Source organism: Spiroplasma endosymbiont of Andrena trimmerana (genome assembly GCF_964019575.1).
In the GTDB taxonomy this organism is placed as follows: domain Bacteria; phylum Bacillota_I; class Bacilli_A; order Mycoplasmatales; family VBWQ01; genus Spiroplasma_E.
Genome location: NZ_OZ026455.1, coordinates 686,960 through 708,708, shown reverse-complemented (window position 1 = coordinate 708,708; position 21,749 = coordinate 686,960). Strand labels below are relative to the sequence as shown.

Annotated in this window: 23 protein-coding genes; 16 read left to right on the top strand and 7 right to left on the bottom strand. The window is 24.2% G+C overall.

Annotated elements, in window-relative coordinates:
- The first annotated feature begins 20 nt into the window (after positions 1-20).
- Positions 21-971, top strand: a complete 951-nt coding sequence (locus AACL03_RS04135) for an IS30 family transposase (RefSeq protein ID WP_339038665.1) — start codon at positions 21-23, stop codon at positions 969-971.
- 112 nt (positions 972-1,083) lie between these two features.
- Here AACL03_RS04135 and AACL03_RS04130 read toward each other — a convergent pair whose 3' ends face one another.
- From AACL03_RS04130 to AACL03_RS04110, 5 genes are all read right to left on the bottom strand, one after another.
- Positions 1,084-1,377 carry a hypothetical protein gene (locus AACL03_RS04130; protein WP_339039456.1) on the bottom strand — a complete coding sequence of 98 codons (294 nt, stop codon included), beginning with the start codon at positions 1,375-1,377 and terminating at the stop codon, positions 1,084-1,086.
- Positions 1,331-1,804, bottom strand: coding sequence for a hypothetical protein (locus tag AACL03_RS04125; RefSeq protein ID WP_339039455.1), 474 nt, complete (start codon positions 1,802-1,804; stop codon positions 1,331-1,333). Before AACL03_RS04125 ends, AACL03_RS04130 begins: the two co-directional genes overlap by 47 nt.
- A 2-nt stretch (positions 1,805-1,806) precedes the next feature.
- Complete coding sequence (locus tag AACL03_RS04120) at positions 1,807-1,971, bottom strand: hypothetical protein (RefSeq protein ID WP_338957566.1); 165 nt, start codon at positions 1,969-1,971, stop codon at positions 1,807-1,809.
- 134 nt (positions 1,972-2,105) lie between these two features.
- Positions 2,106-2,624: a hypothetical protein gene (locus AACL03_RS04115; RefSeq protein WP_338958814.1), complete on the bottom strand. Its 519-nt coding sequence runs from the start codon at positions 2,622-2,624 to the stop codon at positions 2,106-2,108.
- Positions 2,625-2,636: 12 nt separating this feature from the next.
- Complete coding sequence (locus AACL03_RS04110; protein WP_338957802.1) at positions 2,637-2,768, bottom strand: hypothetical protein; 132 nt, start codon at positions 2,766-2,768, stop codon at positions 2,637-2,639.
- Between the two features lie 825 nt (positions 2,769-3,593).
- Here AACL03_RS04110 and AACL03_RS04105 point away from each other — a divergent pair.
- From AACL03_RS04105 to fba, 13 genes are all read left to right on the top strand, one after another.
- A complete protein-coding gene (locus AACL03_RS04105) occupies positions 3,594-4,592 on the top strand; it encodes a hypothetical protein (RefSeq protein WP_339039453.1) in 999 nt (332 codons plus the stop codon).
- Positions 4,593-4,848: 256 nt separating this feature from the next.
- Positions 4,849-6,333 carry a hypothetical protein gene (locus tag AACL03_RS04100; protein ID WP_339039451.1) on the top strand — a complete coding sequence of 495 codons (1,485 nt, stop codon included), beginning with the start codon at positions 4,849-4,851 and terminating at the stop codon, positions 6,331-6,333.
- A gap of 82 nt (positions 6,334-6,415) precedes the next feature.
- Complete coding sequence (gene ychF / locus AACL03_RS04095; RefSeq protein WP_338958806.1) at positions 6,416-7,513, top strand: redox-regulated ATPase YchF; 1,098 nt, start codon at positions 6,416-6,418, stop codon at positions 7,511-7,513.
- 85 nt (positions 7,514-7,598) lie between these two features.
- Positions 7,599-8,102, top strand: coding sequence for a hypothetical protein (locus AACL03_RS04090; protein WP_252319777.1), 504 nt, complete (start codon positions 7,599-7,601; stop codon positions 8,100-8,102).
- A gap of 14 nt (positions 8,103-8,116) precedes the next feature.
- Positions 8,117-8,776 (top strand): hypothetical protein, encoded by a 660-nt coding sequence (locus tag AACL03_RS04085; protein WP_338980013.1) that lies wholly within the window; start codon positions 8,117-8,119, stop codon positions 8,774-8,776.
- 13 nt (positions 8,777-8,789) lie between these two features.
- The gene (locus AACL03_RS04080) at positions 8,790-9,560 is read left to right on the top strand and encodes a hypothetical protein (protein ID WP_338958803.1); all 771 of its coding nucleotides are present in this window, start codon (positions 8,790-8,792) and stop codon (positions 9,558-9,560) included.
- A gap of 54 nt (positions 9,561-9,614) precedes the next feature.
- A complete protein-coding gene (gene gltX / locus AACL03_RS04075) occupies positions 9,615-11,060 on the top strand; it encodes a glutamate--tRNA ligase (protein WP_339039447.1) in 1,446 nt (481 codons plus the stop codon).
- 190 nt (positions 11,061-11,250) lie between these two features.
- Positions 11,251-12,444, top strand: coding sequence for an HD domain-containing protein (locus AACL03_RS04070; protein ID WP_338988086.1), 1,194 nt, complete (start codon positions 11,251-11,253; stop codon positions 12,442-12,444).
- 31 nt (positions 12,445-12,475) lie between these two features.
- Positions 12,476-13,567 carry a hypothetical protein gene (locus AACL03_RS04065; RefSeq protein WP_339039444.1) on the top strand — a complete coding sequence of 364 codons (1,092 nt, stop codon included), beginning with the start codon at positions 12,476-12,478 and terminating at the stop codon, positions 13,565-13,567.
- A gap of 83 nt (positions 13,568-13,650) precedes the next feature.
- A complete protein-coding gene (argS, locus tag AACL03_RS04060; RefSeq protein ID WP_339039442.1) occupies positions 13,651-15,291 on the top strand; it encodes an arginine--tRNA ligase in 1,641 nt (546 codons plus the stop codon).
- 51 nt (positions 15,292-15,342) lie between these two features.
- Entirely contained in the window at positions 15,343-15,750 is a 408-nt protein-coding gene (gene rpoE / locus AACL03_RS04055; protein ID WP_174480191.1) for a DNA-directed RNA polymerase subunit delta, read from the top strand.
- A 36-nt stretch (positions 15,751-15,786) separates the two neighbouring features.
- Positions 15,787-17,391, top strand: coding sequence for a CTP synthase (locus AACL03_RS04050; protein ID WP_339039439.1), 1,605 nt, complete (start codon positions 15,787-15,789; stop codon positions 17,389-17,391).
- 137 nt (positions 17,392-17,528) lie between these two features.
- On the top strand, positions 17,529-18,398 hold the full coding sequence (gene fba, locus AACL03_RS04045; protein ID WP_338958782.1) for a class II fructose-1,6-bisphosphate aldolase: 870 nt from the start codon (positions 17,529-17,531) through the stop codon (positions 18,396-18,398).
- A gap of 1 nt (position 18,399) precedes the next feature.
- Here the strand turns inward: fba and AACL03_RS04040 are convergent, their stop codons facing one another.
- Positions 18,400-18,837: a PPC domain-containing DNA-binding protein gene (locus tag AACL03_RS04040; protein ID WP_338977998.1), complete on the bottom strand. Its 438-nt coding sequence runs from the start codon at positions 18,835-18,837 to the stop codon at positions 18,400-18,402.
- A 204-nt stretch (positions 18,838-19,041) separates the two neighbouring features.
- Here AACL03_RS04040 and rpiB point away from each other — a divergent pair, with 204 nt between their 5' ends.
- Positions 19,042-19,470 carry a ribose 5-phosphate isomerase B gene (rpiB, locus tag AACL03_RS04035; protein WP_174480264.1) on the top strand — a complete coding sequence of 143 codons (429 nt, stop codon included), beginning with the start codon at positions 19,042-19,044 and terminating at the stop codon, positions 19,468-19,470.
- 37 nt (positions 19,471-19,507) lie between these two features.
- Entirely contained in the window at positions 19,508-20,809 is a 1,302-nt protein-coding gene (gene glyA, locus AACL03_RS04030; protein ID WP_339039436.1) for a serine hydroxymethyltransferase, read from the top strand.
- Between the two features lie 13 nt (positions 20,810-20,822).
- On the opposite strand, the gene AACL03_RS04025 is transcribed toward glyA, so the two are convergent.
- Positions 20,823-21,731 (bottom strand): FtsK/SpoIIIE domain-containing protein, encoded by a 909-nt coding sequence (locus tag AACL03_RS04025; protein WP_339039434.1) that lies wholly within the window; start codon positions 21,729-21,731, stop codon positions 20,823-20,825.
- Positions 21,732-21,749: the final 18 nt, after the last annotated feature.

The window sequence follows — 21,749 nt, the reverse complement described above, 5'->3', positions numbered from 1 at the left end:
AAAAAGTAAGGAGTTTTTATATGAGTTATAAACATCTTGGCATAGATGAAAGAATTTATATTGAGAATCAATTGAAATTTAAATTTAAAATTAGTGAAATAGCTAAAAATCTTAATCGAAGTATTAGTACTATTATTCGAGAAATTAATAGAAATAAAGATAATAATCATTATTTTTCATTAATTGCACAAAATAAAGCTGAAAATCGAAAACAATCACATATTAGTTTTCATAAGTTTAAAAATAAGAATTTAGTAAAATATGTACAACAAAAATTACTATTAGGTTGATCACCTGAACAAATTTATGGCAGAATTAAAAATTTTCATAAAGAATGAGTTATTAGTTTTAAAACAATTTATACTTGAATTTATTTTGGAATGCTTGATAAAGTTACTAGTAAAAATTTAAGAAGAAAAGGTAAAAAACGAAAATCTAAAGAAAATCGTGGCAAGTTTAATGGTAAATCAATTAAAGAACGAGATATAAATGTTAATGATCGTATAACACTTGGTCATTGAGAAGGAGATACTATAGTATCATCACGAGGTAAAAGCAAATCATGTTTAATAACTTTAGTTGAAAGAGTATCACGATTTACTTTAGCAATATTAGTTAAAAACAGAACTACTAAAGTTATTAATAAAAATGTCAGTTATTATTTATCAATTCTTCCTAAAAACATTGTTAAAACTATTACTTTTGATCGTGGCAAAGAATTTTCAAATTGACAACAACTTGAAAAAAATTTAGATGTAAAAATTTATTTTGCCAATCCATATTCACCTTGACAAAGAGGTACTAATGAAAATACTAATGGTTTAATTAGAGAAAAATTTCCTAAAAAATTTATTTTTTCAAAAACTAATAAAAATGAAGTTCATAAATTTATATTGTCTTTAAATCAAAAACCGAGAAAAATACTAAATTATCTTTCACCAATCGAATATTTGGATAGAAAAATAATTTAGTTGCACTTACCTTTACAATTTAGCCTTTAATAATAAATATTAAAAATATTATTAGTGTTATACTTGTTATTAATATTGGTGCTATTAATAAAATTTCTCATCATATCATTTTTTACTCTTTTCATTTTTTAAATCATTTAACATTAATTGAACAAAATACACGATTTTTAGGAATGTTTAAAGTATTAAAAATTTGACCAGTTACAATAATTTCATCGTTTTTGTTTAATAAAATACAGCGTCTATAAAGTTTTGGGTTATTAAAAATTAAAGTAACATAGTTTAAACCATTTCATTGACCACGAACACTATAATATAATTCTTTATTACCTTTTTCGTAATATTTTGCTTCAATAGTGTTACTTAGTTTTACTGTTAATTTGACATAATTTGCTTTCTTTTTCATTTTTATAATTCCTTAAATAATATTGAATATGCTTATAAGCATCTTGTTCATGTTTTGTTAATTTTATATTTCCTTTATAATTTTCTATTTTAGTTTTATTTTTAGGATGATTTTCTAAATAATCTCAGTTCATAATATCTTCTACTAATACCATTAATGCACCAATAATTTTAGGTGTTGCTAATGGATTAGTTAATAATTGTTTTGAACTTAAAAAGAAATTTTCTACAATAACTAATATTTTTTTATCAATAAATTTTTCTTTAATTAATTGAAATTTTTCTTTATACATATTTTTAGTTCATAAAACAGTTAATGTATTAAATGTTTCATTAAAAACAATATTATTAGTTTCATTTGAATATATAACAATTCCATTATTACCAATACCAGCGGGGTCAATCCCAATAATTAAGTCATATTGCATTATTAATCAAATTCACCATTTTTAATTTTTTGATTTAATTGAGATATAAGATTTAATCTTCCATTAAAACAACTTTTTCAAAGTTTAGTTACTTTTTCATCGTCTCTCATTTCTTTATTTCATTCTCATTCATCTTTAAGATATTCAAGTATTTTTTCTTTATTCATATTTATACCTCCTACTTAACCTAATATTTAAAATACAGTCATAACAAATTGCTTTACCATTTTTATCTCTTAAAAAATATTTTTTTGTTTTTATATCATTAGTATTAAAGAATAAATAATCTAATTTATTTTGTTTACATGTTCAACAAAAATACTTTTTCATTATGAGTTGAAATTTCTTTATAGGAAGTAATTATATAATTAGTTGGTAAATCATCATGTTTATATGGATTATTTATTTTAAAACCTTTTCTGTTCTCTTCTCACGTAATGTTATATTTAAAACAAGGATTAGTAATTTTAGTTTTGTTATCTGTTATTTCACCAATAAATCAACTATTATGCTGTTCATAAAATGTTAGTTGTTCAAGTTTTACATCATTAAGATAATATTCTTTTGGAGCAGTTGCTTTATTAACAGTTATTTTTTGGTCTTTAATATATGGTTCTAATAATTTTATTAATTCATTACCACTTAATTCTCTTTTAATATTTTCTAAATTAAAAACTCAATATGTATATTTATCATCAGCAATAAAAGTATTATTTTTAACCATTCATTTTGGACATTGTAATTTATATTCACCATAATCAATAAGAATAGATTGTGGTTTATCTTTTACAATTTGTTCTTTTTTAAATTCTATTTGCATAATAATCCTTTCCTAATATGTTCTGTTGCTTCTAGCATAAAGAACATATATTTTGATTTTTAGATTATTAATAATCCCACTATTCGTTTTATTCATTCCAGCAATTCTGGGCTCAAAAATAAATTGTGAAATTTTAAAAAACATTGAGGCATTCGATTCAATATTTATTTAATTTGCGTTTAGCAAATTAATATTTTAATTGAACCGGCACCGCTCAATTTTTTTTACAAGTTTGAAATTTATTTTCTCGCCCAAAAATTTTTTAAAAAAAATAAAAAATAAAACCAACACTTGCTCACTTGGTAGTGGCAAGGTTGGTTAAATAAATAATAATAGTTGGTCCCCACTCCGGGTCTATATATACTAGTTTCCAATCCGCTCCCACCCCAAGGATTACCATTTCTGGTTAGTATATTTTATTAGGTATCACTCCACTTTTTATTTATTCATGCAAGTCCACATGCTAGCTACTATTTTTAACAACTGTGTTGTAGTTCACTTTTTTAGTTCCCTAACACGTGTTGATAATAGTGCTAAAGACGGTTATTAAAAATTTTAAAATTTTACAATTACAAAAAAAGACAAGAATTTTATTCTCATCTTTTATCATTTATTTTTAATTTAAGGGTTTAAAAAAGAAAGGAGCTATTTTTAAAACTTTTTAGTTACCGACAACATCGGTACGCTCCCTTAGATTTTGAAATTAAAAAAATAGATAATGTAATAGAAGAATTTATTAAATTAAGTAATGAAGATAAAAAAACAGTTCATGCTTTATTACAAACACAGCAACAATGAGAAAAAAATATTGCTGATTGAAAAAATAAAAAAGAATTATCTGATACAGAACGTTTAGCAGGTATTAAAAAAGATAAAAAAGAATTAGAAAATGTAACTAAAAAAATCGAAGAAATTTTAGTTAAAAATGAAGAACATAAACAAAAAACACTTAATAGTTTACTTATAGATATGAAATTAGTTAATAATTTACAAATGTTAAGTTATTTACAAAAGAGTTTATTTTTAAAAAGTAAAGAATATTTAATAGCAAGTGATGTTTTTTATCAGGTACATAATTCATTTTCACTTCTTTCAATGCAAAATATTGAGAGATATGTAAAAAGTAAAAATCCAGATAACATTTCTCCTCCTATTGGTTCAATTGCTGAAATTGATAATTTACTAAATGATAATTTTTCTGAGTTTGTTGGAATATATAAGTTATTACCAATTGAATTTCAGAGTAGACCAGTCTATATTGTTTCTAAATTATTAAATCTTTTAGATAACTTTAAAAAAATAGAAATGAATAAACTTTTAGGACAAGAAATTATTATTGATGAAGAACATATGGCAAAAGTTTATCTTTCTCTATTAAACTTTTCAGATTATGAAGGATCTTTTTCACAATTTGTATGATTAAGCAATGATTTAGAAATAAAATTATCAAAGTCTGTAAAAAATAGTAAAGAATTTAAAGTATATAAACAAGAATTAGAAGATTTAAGGGTTAAATTTTGAAAATCGTATGATTTTACTACATTAATTAATGAATTAGTAAATGTTTATTTTCCTAGTGAAAAACAAGAAATTTTACCTAAATTTAGTTTAGAAGAACACTTTTTATTAGAAGAACAAATATTACAAACTAATATTCTTAAAGACAATGATAGTCATAATATAGCAAAATTAAAACTTATGAAAGCTAATAATATATTAAAAACAAATCAGAAACTATCAGAAGGTTTTCAAAAAGAATTATCTGATGCATTTCAAATTTCAGAAGAAAGAGCAAAAATAAATTTAGGTAAATGAGAAGTTAATGATATTATTGCAGTTAATAGTTTGGTTAATATTGATGCTATTAAAGAAAATGAATTAGTCTATTTTAAGGTTTTACAAAAAAATAGAGATAATTTTACTGTTATTATTCAATATTTAAATTCAAAAAAAAACATGAGACTATAAAATAAGAGATATTACAATTAATAATTGTAAATCATTTAATTTTACTTTTTCTAAAGAAAATCTAAACTTCCCAAGTCAAGAAGAAATCATTGATTCACAAACATTAATAAATGATTATATAACTTGAAAAGATAAAACAATACCAGAATATGTATTATTATTACTGGAAAAACTTAAAAAAATTAATGATCCAATTTTAGGTTTTGTAAAAGTTAATAACCAAAATTCTTTTAATTATTGAGAATGAGAAATTAATTTGCAAAAAATTAAAGAAAAATTATTAGAGATTATTGATAAAGAAATAATGAATGATAAGCAGTTAATAGAAGAAGGTCAATTGATACATTTAGAACGTTTAAGAAATAATGAAGATTTAAGATATGTTATTAGTAATAATATTTTAACGTTTGATTTTACTGAAAATAGTAAAGAAAAAATTAAAAGTTTAAAAGAAAATGTAAATAAAACAAGTGTTATATTTGATATTAGTTATCATTCAAATTTTTTAGGTAATTATAAGAAACAAACATCTGCAATTAATTTTAAAATTAATAGAGATAGTTCAATTGCAAAAAAAAGATTAGCAGCCATAAAAGAAGAGGTTAGCAAGATAAGAAATTCAGTAGTAGTAGTTAATAGTAAGATCAGAACCGTAGCTAATGATTTACGTGACTTACACAATAGTATTCTTAATCTTTTACAAACTAAAAAACAAGAATGGGAAACATTAAGTAATCATACAAATTTAAATGTTCAATTTCAAAATCAACGAGTAATAGCAAAATTAAAATTAGATATTGAACAACTTAATGAACAATTAGTTAATATTAAAGATAAAATTTTTAAATTAAGTGCCCAAAAAGTAGAAAATTCATTGTTTTATAATGATTATATAACTTTTATTAGATATTATGATCGAGTTACCGAAGATACACCTTCAGATATGAAAAAATATTTGTATTGAGATAAAAACTATCAAATTATTAAAAATAAGTTAAAAATATATAGTGGTTATAATAATTTTGATGATTATAAAACAGTGTCTTTAAATAAAATTAATAATATTAAAGATATTGACATTGAAAATTGTAAAAAATCTTTAGTAGAATTATCAAAAACAAAATTTAAAAAACTTAGTTGATGACAGAAAATAATAAATAAAATATCTTGAACATGAAAAAAAACAAAAATAGCTATTAAGACAGTTAAAGAAAATAATACAAAAAATTTTGGAACTTTAATTGTAAATTTAAATGATAATAAAACATCAATAGATGAAATAAGCGTACCTTATCAAAGACAAAGTATACCAGAACTATTACCAACATCTGAGCCTTGAGATGAATGAATAATTGAAAAAAAACCTAAATTATCACGTTCAAATAGTACTGATAGTGCGATAAGTTCACTTTCTTCTGAATTTGAAGAAAATGATTATTCTATTATTGATATCGATAAAATATTAAGAGAACTTAATAGTTATAGTTTTCCACAGTATAGTGATTTAGAAAGCAGTACTGAATCATCTCGTCAAGAATTTAATCATTGTCTTACTAGAACAGCATCTAGTGATAGTGGCATTTGTTCTGGTCAGATTACTCCTAAACCAGTTAGTACAAATCCTTTTGATGATGAAAGCGATGATGAAGAACTTGCTGGTAATACTATTAATGAATCTAATAATTTAGTAAATACTGTACCATTACCATCCAAATCAACTTCAAAATTAAATTTTTCTTAATTGATAATTAATTTTATATTTTTCTTTATAATTTATATGATACGATGTAATCATATAAGTAAAAGAAACAGGTGTATATTATATGTTAACTGCTGGTATCGTTGGTTTACCTAATGTAGGTAAATCAACATTATTTAAAGCCATTACCAATTCACAAGTATTAATTGAAAATTATCCTTTCGCTACTATAAAACCAAATATTGGTAGCGTTCCAGTCAATGATTCAAGAATTTTAAATTTAATAAAAATCTTTAATCCACAAAAAGTTGTACCAACAATTTTAGAATTACATGATATTGCCGGACTTGTCAAAGGTGCTAGTAAAGGTGAAGGATTAGGTAATCAATTTCTTGCTAATATTAGAACAGTTGATGCAATATGCGAAGTTATTCGTTGTTTTGATGATATTAATGTTAGTCATGTTGAAAATAAAATTGATCCAATTAATGATTTTGAAATTATTGAATTGGAATTAATGTTAGCTGATCAAGAAGTAATAAGTAAACGAAAAGAAAAAGTTCGTAAAAAATCGCAAATAACTAGAGATAAACAAGGTATTGCTGAGGTAGCTTTATTAGAAAAAATTAATAATGAATTAAACAATGGTGTTGCTATTCGTAATCAAAAGTTAAGTTCAGAAGAATTACTAATGATTAAACCTTATAATTTTTTAACTGCTAAACCAATAATTGTTATTGCTAATATTAATGAAAAAGATTTAATAACTAAAACCAATAAATATGTTGAACAATTACAACAATATATGAGCAAAAAAAATATTACTGTAATTGTTGTTTGTGCTAAGACAGAATGTGAACTTTCTGAATTAGAAGCAGAAGAAAAAAAAGAAATGTTTAAAGAGTTAAATATTTTTGAATCAGGAATTGATCAAATTGTATTAGCAACTTATAAACTATTAAATTTAGGTACTTATTTTACTGTTGGACCCAAAGAAGTTCATGCTTGAACTTTTATTAAAGGAATGAAAGCACCAGAGTGTGCTGGTATCATTCATACAGATTTCATGAAAGGTTTTATTAGACTTAAAGTTTATAATTATCAAGATATAGAATTATTGGGTAGTGAAAAAAATGTTCAGGAAAAGGGAAAAATGAGAGTTGAAGGTAAAAATTATATAGTTGAAGATGGTGATATTTGTCATTTCCTTTTTAATGTTTAGTTTTAAGATAATATTAATTATAAAAAGGTTATAGTTTTGTTATAATTAATTTGAAAATATATTAGCAAGAAAGGAAAAAATTATTATGTTAAAAAGTAATTTACAAAATCCTGATTCTGACATTCAAGAAAACAATTATGTTCCAAATAAAAAAACTAAAAAGTTTGATGTTCTTAATAAAATAAAAGTTTCAAGGGCTTTACTTTTTTGATCACCAATTGTGCAAATTATTGGTAGTATTGCTTTTTTAATACTATTAATAGTTAATGCATTTGTTGGGCAAAAAATGGGGTTTGAATTTAGTAAACTGCAATTAGCTTTATCATTATCATATGTTGGAATTGCAATTTTAGTTAGTATTATTTGTTTTATGATACCAGCAAAGAAACTTAAAAAGAAATCTTCATTTAGAATTACTGCTATTTCAACATTAATATTATCAACATTAATGTTAAGCGGTAGTCTAGTTTTTTGATCAATACCAGTATTACTATTTTTTTCATTAATATCATTAATTGTATGAATATGTGAAGTAATAGCAGCGATTATTTTAATTTTAGTAGTTGAAGAATTGCCTAATGAAAAATAAAGTAGGTGAAAATAATGAAAATTAAAGATTTAGATAATATTAAAAACAAAGAAACATATTTTATTCCATATGAACAAAAGACTAAAAATGCATATTTTGTTTATTTGGCAATATCAATAGTTCTTTTTTTATCAGTTTTTATTTTTTCTTTATTTGCTGCTATTAATGTATCAAAATATAAATTATATAATGTAAAACTTACTGATTTTAATTATCCTATTTTGAATTTATTTTATGCTCCAATTGTTTGTTTAATTGCAATTACTGTAAGTATGATTTTATTAATATTTGCTCCTAGAGTAAGTATTGTCTCTTCAAAGTATAGCAGTAGAATGTTTTATACTGCTTTTTGATTATTAATTCTTAGTGTAATGTTAAGTTCAGAAGTACAATTAACTTATATTTCACAATCTGGAATATTATATAATGAAAATTATCATTGAATTAATCCAATTATTGCAAGAATATTTATTATTTTTAGTCTTTTTTTAATTTTGATTACACAACTATTTTTTTGAATTATGCGTAGAAAGTTTACATTTATGAACTCAGATTATGAAATTTATACTACTAGAAGTATGGAAAAAAAACAAAGACGAATTAGAAAACAAGAATTAAAAAAAATTAAAAAACAAGAAAAGGAATTTAGTAAAAAAACTTTGAATATTAAATAAGGGGGGCAGATTTATGAGAATTCGTAATTGGTGGTTTATTAGTTTTTATTTATTATTAAGCACATTTATTATTTATGAATTATTTTTTTTAATTGCTTTGTCAAAAAATACAGCTTTAAAAGATTTATATTATTATGGTTTTGAAATTGCAGAACCTTCACCAAGTTTTAATCCTTCAAGTTATACTGCAATTTATTATTTACCAGTAATAGGTTTAGTTGTAAGCAGTTTCGGTTTGATTAGTTGTATTTTTACGGCAAGAGTTTTTCTTGAAAAATCTCCTCGTTTTAAATTTGTATTTTTAGTTGTAAACTTTATAATTTTTGTTGTTGGATTTTTGATAAGTTTTTCTGGTCAATTGCTTTATTGTGAATGAAGTAATGATAGTGCACAAATAATACCTAATAGAGGAGGAACGATTGAAGTACCAAGCTTTTATTATAGAAATTGAGTTTCTTCAACTATTGTTTGATCAATTTTTGGTTTTTATTTTGCATTACTTGTTGCAGCAGTTATTTTATTACTTAAATTAAATTTAATTAATGTTCAAACATATCACTTTTATCGTCAACGTATTGAAGCAGCAATTGATTTTGAACCAGAATTAAAACAACCATTACCAAGTTCTAATGAATTTGATCCAAATGATACACAGACTATTACAATTTTTCTTGATGAAGAAGTAAATGAAAAATTACAATCTAAAACTAATCGTAAAAAAATAATGAAATCCTCTAAAAATAATAATAAAAAATTAAATTCTAAAAAAAGACTAATAAAGTAGAAAAAAAAGTTAATAAGATTAAAAAATCTTAAATTAAATAAAGATGGTGAAAATATGAAAATTCGTGTACGATATGCACCTAGTCCTACTGGGTATTTACATATTGGTGGTGCTAGAACAGCATTATTTAATTATTTATTTGCAAAAAATAACAAAGGAGATTTTATAGTTAGAATTGAAGATACTGATTTAGAACGTAATATTGAAGATGGAATTAGTTCACAATTAGATAATTTACATTGAATGGGAATAATTCCTGATGAAACTATTGATTTACCAGGTAAATATGGTCCTTATAAACAAACTGAACGTTTAAATATATATATTCAACATGCATTAATACTAATAAAAGAAAAAAAAGCATATTATTGTTTTTGTACACCTCAATATCTAGAAGAAATGCGTAAGAAACAAGCAGATAAAAATATTTTAGCTTTCCAGTATGATGGAACATGTTCAAAATTAGAGCAGTCTGTAATTGAAGAAAATTTACAAAATAAAATTTCATATGCTATTAGAGTTAAAATTCCCACTAATAAAAGTTATAAAATTAAAGATTTAGTTCGTGGTAATGTTGAATTTAATTCAGTAGACTTAGGAGATTATATTATTATTAAATCAAATGGAGTGGCTACTTATAATTTTGCTGTTGTTATTGATGATCATTTAATGGAAATAAGTCATGTTTTTCGTGGTGAAGAACATTTGTCAAATACACCAAAACAATTAGTTATTTATGAATATTTTAATTGGAAAATGCCAATTTTTGCCCACTTAACATTAATTGTTAATAATAAACGTAAAAAATTATCAAAACGTGATGGTAGCATTATCCAATTTATTCATCAATATCGTAAAGAAGGATATTTGCCAGAAGCAATTTTTAATTTTATTGCTTTATTAGGATGAAGTTCGCATGAAGAAAAAGAAATTTATACTAAAGAACAATTAATTAAATTATTTACCCCAAAATATTTAAGTAAAGCACCAAGTATGTTTGATCCAGAAAAATTAGTGTGAATGAATAATTATTATATTAAAAGATTAAATGTTGAACAATACTTAGCTTTAGTTACACCTTTTATTAAAGAAAAATATAATTGAAATAGCAAAACTATTGAATGATGAAAAGAAGTATTATTAATTTATCAATCACAGTTAGAATATGGTAGTCAAATTAATGAATTGGTAAGTTTATTTTTTAAAAATAATTTTAAGGTAGATATAGAAGCAAAGACTTTTTTGAATGATAATGAATGTAACTTAGTTTGTACAGCATTTATTAAAAAGATTATTGATTGTAAAAATTGAACTAGTGATAATATTAAAAACATTATTAATGAAGTTAAAAAAGAAACTAATGTTAACGGTAAATTATTATTTATGCCAATTAGAATTATTACAACAGGACAAATGCATGGACCTGATTTAGTTAGCACCATTAAACTATTAGGTTATGATACCATTATTAATAATGTTAAATTAAATTTTAAATATTAAAGAAAAATAAATATTATTACTTATATAGAAAATATAATATTTGCTTTTGTTATAAATAAAAATTATAAAATTGTTCTTTTTACTCAAAATAATTACTAAAATAGAAGAAAAATTTTATATTATGTTACTATTAAAATAAAAAATTAATAATACCTAAAATTTATAAGATATTAATGAGAGGTTAAAATTTATGTCAAGCAATAATTATAAAGTAACTTTTATTCGTGACGCTATACACAAAAATATTAATATCAGCGAACCCGTTATTCAGGCGTTAATATCTTGTAAAGAATTTCAAAGATTAAGATGAATTAATCAACTTGGTGGTGTGCAAATTGCTTTTCCTAATGCAACTCATACTAGATATGTTCATAGTATCGGTGTTTACCATATATTAAATCGTGTTCTTAGTGAAGTTGAAGGTTCTTCTTTATTAACTAAAGAGGAAAAAACAAACATTAAAATTGCTGGTTTATTACATGATTTAGGACACGGTCCTTTTTCACACACTTTTGAAAAAATCATAAACCTTAATGTTAATAAAAAAGAAAATTTTACTCATGAAGATTATACTTGTGCTATTATTAATGATAATAGTACTGAAATTAACATGATTTTAAAACAATTTAATATTAATATTAATGCTATTATTGGTATCCTTAAGAAGGATTATAAAAATTATCCTAAATATCAAATTCAATTGGTATCATCGCAATTAGATTGTGATCGTATTGATTATTTAATGCGTGATGGATATTTTACAGGAGTTGGTTATGGAAGTATTGATATTGATTGAATTATTACGAATATGATAATTGATATTAAAGAGGGTTTAGTTTTTTCATACAAGGCAATTTCTGCTATTGAAAATTATTTAATCACAAGGTTCCATATGTATTCTCAAGTTTATTATCATAAAAGCGGAATTCTTTTTGATCTTAATTTACAAAAATTATTTTCAAGAATAACTGAATTATATTTTGATAAAACTTATTCATTTAAAGTCAATATTCATGATTTTATTGCTATTTTTGAGGGAAAAAGTGTTGAAATACAAACATATTTAAATTGAACAGATGCTACTTTAATTAAGTTAATGCAAGATATTATTAATTTTGAAAAAGATAATGAGTTAGTAAAAATATCAAAAGTAATTTTATTTTGTTTTAACTGAGAAAATGAATTGTTGTTATTAACAAGTCAGAATAACACTAATGTTATTGGCGTTAAACAAGATTTAAAAAATGTACTTTATTATTTTAAAAAAGATCCAATTATTATTAAAACAAAAAACGAAGAATATATTACTTTAGAAAAAATCTCACAAATTTTGCAAGATCCAATTAAAGCACCAAATACAATTTATTTTTTAAAAAAGAAATAGAAATTTAAAAGTATTATAAAATGAGGTAATTATGAAAATTTTAAAATCAATTAATAAAATTTTTGAGTATCCAAATATTTTAGATTTAACGCCAGGAGATTTTTACTTAAATTCACATGAGTATCATTTAGCAACGCAAGAAGTAATAGTGATATTGGGTGTATTAATTAATAAAGAAATAATAGAAAATGCTATTAAAACTTTAAATTTTACTTGAATAAATTTTAAAGAAAAAGTAATTGTTTATTTTTCTATTTTTGCCTACCTTATAATAGGTAATGAATATAATGATTTAAAATCAGTTAAAATAAATCAAATTAAATTTAAAGATAATACGTTAAAAATTAAATTTAAAGAAACATTACTTACAATGATTAATAAGTTTCCAAGAACTTTGCATTTAACTAATGTTTTGGGTAATGATAATGATCGCGCTAATATGTATGCAGTTAACGCTATTTTAAATATTAAAAAAGGGATTGGATATGATAATTTTCATATTACTCTTTTTTCAGTATATCAATCGTTAGAATTAAAATTAAAGCATTGTTTAAGAAAATATATTCAAGTTGAACCTTCAGCTAGTAAGAAAAAATTTAATTTTCATAATTTAATACGATTGATTAAATTAATTAGTACTACAAGAGTTGAAAGTGAGGAAATGAGTAAAATATTATTAAACTTAAGAGAACGTTTGCGTTATTTTGAACAAATTAATCCTGGCGGTCAAGCAGCAAGATATGAAGCTGAGATAAATCATAATTATTTTCATAATTTAAATTCGTATATAATTAATGAACAAGAATTACTAAGTAATTTTGTCAAGGCTTTAAGTTTATTACAAGAATTATATTTAAAATTAATAGAATTATATAAAGATGATAATACTAAAGTTAAAATGCAAAAAAAAATTGATTTAGAATTAGTTAAAGTTTCAGGAATTAAAATCGAAGATGATCCAAAAAAAATTAATGATAAATTAAGAAATGTGCTTGATAATCAAATTTTTGGTAACTATCAAGAATTAATTGATTTAAATTACAATGATGTTGCTATTTTGGAATTTTTAATCAGAATTGGATTTATACAGTATGTTAATGATATAATTGAACAACTTTTATAAAAAAGTATTTATTTTTACTTTTTTATATGATATAAATTAAATTTATGAGTATAATATTTTAGATATTGAAAGGGGTCTGAACTGTGGACAGTTATGTTATTAATGAACTCACTACTATTATTCTTGATGCAGTAGCATTTGCAAATTATGAAATAGAATTGAATCAGGTTGTTATTGAAATTAATAAAAATAATGACTTAGGTGATTATTCTACATCAATAGCAATGATATTAGCAAAAAAATATAAACAAAAACCATTAGACATTGCTGAAATTATAGTTAAAAATATTCATCAGAAACACCCATTAATTAAAAAAATTGATTATATTACTCCTGGTTTTATTAATATTAATATTAATGTTGAAGTATTTAGTTTGTTATTAATGAAAATTATTAATGAGAAATCATTATATGGTCAATCTAATAAAAAAAATATTACTTATAATATTGAATTTATTAGTGCTAATCCAACCGGACTTTTACATTTAGGACATGCAAGAAATGCGGCTATTGGTGATAGTTTAGCTAATATATTAGAACATAGAGGATATAATATAGTTAGAGAATACTATATTAATGATGCTGGTAATCAAATTAATGTTTTGGCCAATTCAATTTTCATAAATTATCAAAATCTTTGTGGCAATGCTGTTGAATTACCAAAAGAAAGTTATCGTGGTTCTGAAATTTTAGCTGCTGCACAATCATTTTTGAAATTAAATGGTAATAAATTTGCAAATAAACCTTTTGATGAAACTTCTTCTTTAATTTTTAAAGAATTTGGTATTAATTATATGCTTTCAGAAATTAAAAAAGATTTAAAAAAATTTAAAGTTAAAATTAATATTTGATTTTCTGAATCATTTTTATATAAAGAAAATATTATTTCTAATTTAATCAAACAATTTGAAATGCAAGGCAATACTTATCAACTTGATGGTGCTATTTTTTTAAAAACTACTTTATTTGAAGATGATAAAGATCGTGTAATTGTTAAGAAAGACAAAACTTATACATATATGCTTCCTGACTTAGCTTATCATCATATTAAATTTCAACGTAGTGATATGTTAATTAATATTTGAGGAGCAGATCATTATGGCTATATTCCACGAATTAAAGCGGGATTATATATGCTTAATAATGATGCCACTAAACTTGATATTTTATGTATGCAAATGGTAAAGGTTATTGATAATGGTAAAGAACAAAAAATGTCAAAAAGAGCAGGAACATCAATAACTTTAAGACATATGATAGATTTAATTGGAAAGGATGCTTTACGTTATTTTTTAGTATCAAGATCAGTTGAATCACATCTTGATATTGATTTAGCACTTGCTAAACAACAATCTAACGAAAATCCTGTTTATTATGCTCAATATGTTCATGCGCGTATAAATCAAATTATAGAGAATTATCCAAAATTTGAAATTGCAAATAGTATTAATTTATTAACAGAACAAAAGGAAAAAGAATTATTGATTACATTAGATGAATATATAATTATTTTGCAAAAAATTGAAAAACAGCATCAACCACATTTGCTTACAAATTATATTCAAAAATTAGCTAAGTTATTTCATTCTTATTATAATAAACATAAAGTTATTAGTGAAGATCAACAATTAACAATTCAACGATTAACATTAGTTTTAGCAATAAAACAAATAATGGCAAATGCTTTAAATTTAATTGGTGTGGATGCGCCTAAAAAGATGTAAAAAATATATTTTTTATTATTTATAATATACAATTTAGAAGGTGATTAAGAAATGCAAAACAAACAAACATTAGTAGAAGTAGCATATAGTTTTTTATGCAAAAAGAAAAAAAGCAGTTTTAATGAAATTTGAACACATGTTAAAAAACAATGTAATATTTCTAAAGAAGATGAAGAAAAAATTGCTGGTGAACTTTATACTGGAATTATTTTAAATACCAATTTTTTCTTAAAAAATGATAAACTTTGATATCCACGTAATGAAGTCTCATTAGAGGAAATTAAAGAACATATGACAAGAGTAGAAATTCCAAGTAATACAAAAGAAGAAATTGATAGTACTGAAACAGTTACAGATAATGATGAAACTATAGATTTAAGTGAAGACGTAGAAGATGAAGATGATGATTTAAATACCATTAGTATTCAACCATTAGAAGATAGTTATGATGATGAATAATAATGATATTATTAATTAATATTTAGGAGAAAACTAATGAATTCAAAGTATATATTTATTACTGGTGGTGTTGTATCATCTTTAGGTAAAGGAATTACAGCAGCATCGCTTGGGCGTATATTAAAGCAAAAAAATATTAAGATTTTTATGCAAAAATTTGACCCTTATATTAATGTTGACCCAGGTACTATGAGTCCTTATCAACATGGTGAAGTATATGTAACTAGTGATGGTGCTGAAACTGATTTAGATTTAGGTCATTATGAACGTTTTATTGATGAAAATCTGACTAGAGACTCCAATATTACTGCCGGAAAAGTATACCAAACTGTTTTAAAAAAGGAACGCGATGGTTTTTATGAAGGGAAAACTGTACAAGTTGTACCACATGTTACTGATGAAATTAAAAAACATATTTTTAATTCCGCAATTAATAGTAAGGCTGATGTTATTATTACCGAAATTGGTGGAACAGTTGGTGATATTGAATCATTAGCTTTTATTGAAGCCATTAGACAAGTTAAAAACGAAAAAGGTCATGAAAATGTTATTGTTATTCATACTACATTAATTCCTTATTTACATTCGGTTGGTGAATTTAAAACGAAACCCAGTCAACATTCAGTAAAAGAAATATTATCATTAGGTATTCAACCTGATATTTTGGTTTGTCGTAGTGAAACTATGCCACCCGATCATATTTTTGATAAATTATCTTTATTTTGTAATATTAAACGCAGGCATGTTTTAGCAATTCCTGATTGTGATAATATTTATAAAGTGCCATTATCTTTAGAACAACAAAAAATTGATGAAGTAGTTTCAGAATTATTAAAATTAAATAAAACTAAACCAGATATGTCAGAATGACATACAATTGTTAAAAAGTTAGATAATATTAATCAAGAAGTTACTGTTGGTATTGTGGCAAAATATTCGAATTTAAGTGATGCTTACTTATCAGTAATTGAATCATTGAAAATTGCAGGTTATAGTCTTAATACTAAAGTTAATTATAAAATTATTAACGCTGAAAGTTTAGATAGTAAAAACATTAATTCTATGCTTTCTCCTTTCCAAGCAATAATTGTTCCTGGTGGCTTTGGTAATCGTGGTGTTGAAGGCAAAATCAATGCAATTAATTATACTCGAGTTAATAAAGTTCCTTTCTTGGGATTATGTTTAGGTATGCAGTTAGCTTGTATTGAATATGCTCGTAATGTATGTAATTTACAAGATGCTAATTCTACTGAATTTAATGAAAAAACTAAAAATCCTATTTTTGATTTATTACGTGGCAAAAATAAAAATGATCAAATCGGGGGAACTTTAAGATTGGGTAATTATCCAACCACTTTAATTAATGATTCATTAGCAAAATCTCTTTATAAACAAACTATTATTATTGAACGTCATCGTCATCGTTATGAATTTAATAATAGTTATAAAACATTACTTGCAAAAAATGGATTAATTTTTAGTGGTATATATAATAAAGAAGATTTGGTAGAAGTGATTGAGTTGCCAAAAGAAGTACATCCATTCTTTATTGCAAGTCAGTTTCATCCTGAGTTCACATCAAGAATTAATAAACCAAATCCTTTATTTTTAGGATTAATTAAAAGTATTATTAAAAAATAATGATAAAGTAAGAAAATTTAATTTTAAAATTGTTATAATTTTTATGAATTGTATATTCTCAAAATATATATGCAACTAGATTTTTTATGAAAATATATAATATAAGGTTATAATATTTTAAGAAAGAAGGAAAAGAAATGAATAAATTTGTTAGTGCAAAAAATATGATTGATAAAGCAAAAGCAGGTAAATATGCCGTTGCTCACTTTAATATTAATAATTTAGAATGAACAAGATCTATTCTTGAAGTTGCACAAGAAACTAAATCATCTGTTATTTTAGGTGTTTCAGAAGGTGCTATTAAATACATGGGTGGATTTAACACAGTTGCTAGTATGACTTTAGCGCTATTGAATGATTTAAATATTACTATTCCAGTGGCATTACATTTAGATCATGGTCAATCAGTAGATTCTTGTAAGAAAGCATTAGATGCTGGTTTTAGTTCTGTTATGTTTGATGGTTCTCATTTAGATTTTAATGAAAATATAAAAGGTACCAAAGAAGTAGTTGCTTATGCTAAGAAAAAAAATGCATCTGTTGAAGCAGAAGCAGGTACTATTGGTGGTGAAGAAGATGGAGTTATTGGTAGTGGTGAGATTGCTAGTGAGGAAGATTGTAAATCATTAGCAGCTTTAGGAATTGACTTTTTAGCAGCCGGAATAAATAATATTCATGGAAAGTATCCTAAAAATTGAGATGGTTTAAATTTTGATGTGTTAAAAAATTTATCAGTAGCTTCAAATAAGCCAATGGTATTACATGGTGGTTCTGGAATTCCAAAAGATCAGGTTAAAAAAGCTATTAATTTAGGAATTAGTAAAATTAATGTTAATACTGAATTACAAGAAGTGTTCGCCGCAGTTATTGAAAAATATGTTACGGAAGGAAAACTTAATGAAGATAAAGGGTTTGATCCTAGAAAAATTTTTAAGCCAGGAATGGAAGCAATTAAACTTAAAGCTAAAGAATTATTAACAGAATTTGGTTCATTAGGAAAATCTTAAATTAAGATAAATTTCAAATATGAAAATTACTTTTATTATCAATAACTTGTGATATTTTTTCATTACTTAAAATATCAATTATTACTTCAGCCTTAATAGCAACTTTCGCGTCTAACATATGACCACCAATTACGTTAAAATTATCATCACCAAAAGTAGTATGGCAATGAATAATTGGTTTATTTCTATCTTTTTCATCTCAAATGATTGTTCCAATTGTTGATAACAATTCATATTGTTCAAGAAAAGTTTTTTTTACATAATCAGTACTTTTTTTAGGAATATAGCCTAAAGTGACATTAGTAATAGCACCAATCATTTGGAATTGTGCCATTCCTATATTTTCTTTAATAGCAAATTGCTCTAAAGTTTTAATAATCATTTCATCTTTTTCAATAATTAATGCATACTTATTTCCGATCATTTTTTTAATTTTCATAATAAGAATCTCACCTTTCTTTTAGCAGTATTTTAACATATTTATTAATAGCAATAATGATTAAATTTGATTATTATAGGAAAAAATATTTTTCTTTTTGTAATAAAAATTATTTTAAAAAGAAAATATATTAATTTTAAAATTAATAGGTATAATAAAACTAATATTTAAACTAAGGAAGTGATAAAGTTGAAAACTAATGGTTTAGTAATTGCTATTGGTAATGATCATACCGCTTATGAATTTAAACAACCAATTATTAAATTTTTACATACAGAAGGCTATCAAATTTTAGATTTAGGAACAAATAGCAGTGAGCCTGTTGATTATCCTAATTTTGGTTTTAATGTTGCTAATGCTATTGTTAGTAAAAAAGCAGATTTTGGTATTGTAATTTGTGGTACTGGTATTGGTATTAGCATTGCTACCAATCGTATTAATGGTGTTCGTTGTGCCCTTTGCTATGAAGAAGAAACAGTAAGATTGGCAAGGCTTCATAATGACGCTAATGTTTTAGCACTAGGTGCTAGAATTATTTCTGATTATAAAGCAGTAGAACTTGTGAAATTATTTTTAAATACTAAAACAAGTGATGAAAAAAGACATCAATTAAGAGTTGCAAAACTAAAATAATTTTACTATTAAATTATTAAAGAGAGGATGTTTAAAAATGGATAAATCTTTTAATAAGGGTCTTGACCCAGAATTAAAAAAAATTGTGAAAGATGAATGACAACGTCAACAAAATCATATTGAATTAATAGCTTCAGAAAACTATGTATCACCAGCTGTACTTACACTTGCTGGAACAATATTAACTAATAAGTATGCAGAAGGTTATCCGGGCAGAAGATATTATAATGGTTGCGAAAATGTTGATAAAATTGAAAATTTGGCAATAGAGCGTTTTAAACAATTATTTAATTGTAATCATAAACCAGGTCAATGTAAAAAAGGTAATTTTCATGCTAATGTACAACCTCATTCTGGTAGTCAAGCTAATGCTGAAGCATATGCTGCTATATTACGTCCAGGTGATACTATTCTTGGTATGGAACTTGATGCCGGTGGTCATTTAACTCATGGTTATAAAATTAATTTTTCTGGTAAAATTTATCACGGTGTTAATTATGGTGTAAGTAAAAAGGATGAATATTTAGATTATGATGAAATTTTAAAAATTGCTAAAGAATGTAAACCAAAAATTATTGTAGCAGGAGCTAGTGCTTATTCAAGACTTATTGATTGATCAAAGTTTCGTAAAATTGCCGATACTGTTGGAGCATATTTAATGGTTGATATGGCGCATATTGCTGGATTAATTGCTGCTGGATTACATCAAAATCCTATTTGTTATGCTGATATTACAACAACAACAACTCATAAAACATTAAGAGGACCACGTGGTGGTGCTATTCTTTGCACCGAAGAATTAAAAAAGAAAATTGATAGTGCGGTATTTCCCGGTAATCAAGGTGGGCCATTGGAACATATTATTGCAGCAAAAGCACAAGCTTTTTATGAAGCATTAACGCCAGAATTTAAAACTTATCAAATGCAAGTAATTAAAAATGCTCAAGCATTAGCGAAAACTTTTCTTGATGCAAAATTTCATGTAGTGGCGGGTGGAACTGATAATCATTTATTAACTGTTAATGTTACTAATATTAACGGTTTAAATGGTAAAGAAGCTGTTGATATTTTAGAAAAGATTAATATTGTTGCTAATAAGAATGGTGTTCCCTTTGATCCTTTACCAGCTGTTATTACTAGTGGTGTTCGTTTTGGTAGTCCAGCAATGACAACGAGAGGTTTTAAAGAAGAGCAGTTTATTGAATTAGGAAAGATTATTATTAGTGCTTGAAAATTACCTAAGGGTATTAATGATGATGGTTTAAATGAATTAAGAAAAAAAGTTGATATGCTTTTAAATAAATTTCCCATTTATGAAAATATAAAATTACCTCAATAATAAAATAATTATTTTATTTTTTTGAATCTTTAATTTCTTTCATTTTTTCAATAAAATTATTATCATATTTAACCGAAGATTGTTCTTTAATAAACTTTATTAATTTTGAAACATCTTCATCACTAATTCATGGTGCTTGTAAACGATTGATATTATTTTGTCCTGGAGCTAAAAATAACATATCGCCTTTACCTAATAATTTTTCTGCTCCAGCAGTATCAAGGATTGTTTTTGAATCAATTCAAGATGCAACTTTAAAAGCAATTCTTGCTGGAATATTATTTTTAATTACGCCAGTAATTACATCTACTGATGGTCTTTGTGTTGCTATTACTAAATGAATTCCTGCTGCTCGACCCATTTGTGTAATTCGCATGATCCCTTCTTCAATTTGTTTGCTTGCTTGTACCATTAAATCTGCTAATTCATCAATAACAATAATATAATAAGGTAATTTATCAATTTCTTGACTTATTTTTTTATTATAACTTTCAATATCACGATTTCCATTTTTTGCAAATAGTTGGTATCGACGCATCATTTCTAAAATTACTACTTGTAATGCTGCTGGTGTTTTGTTTGCTTCATTAATTACTGGAATAATTAAATGTGGGATATTATTATAAATTGCTAATTCTACTCATTTAGGATCGATTAATATTAGTTTTATTTCATGAGGTTTGTATTGTAAGAGCAAAGAAATTAGTAAATCATTAATAAAAACTGATTTTCCTGAACCAGTACTACCAGCAATTAATAAGTGGGGCATTTCTTTTAATGAATGAAAGATGTAATCACCAGTAGTATTTCTACCAATACTAATTAATAATTTTTTATTTTTATATTTTTCGCTTATATTTTCAAATTGTTCTTGCATATTAGTTGGAACAATATTTTTATTACTAACTTCAATTCCAATCATTGATTTACCAGCTATTGG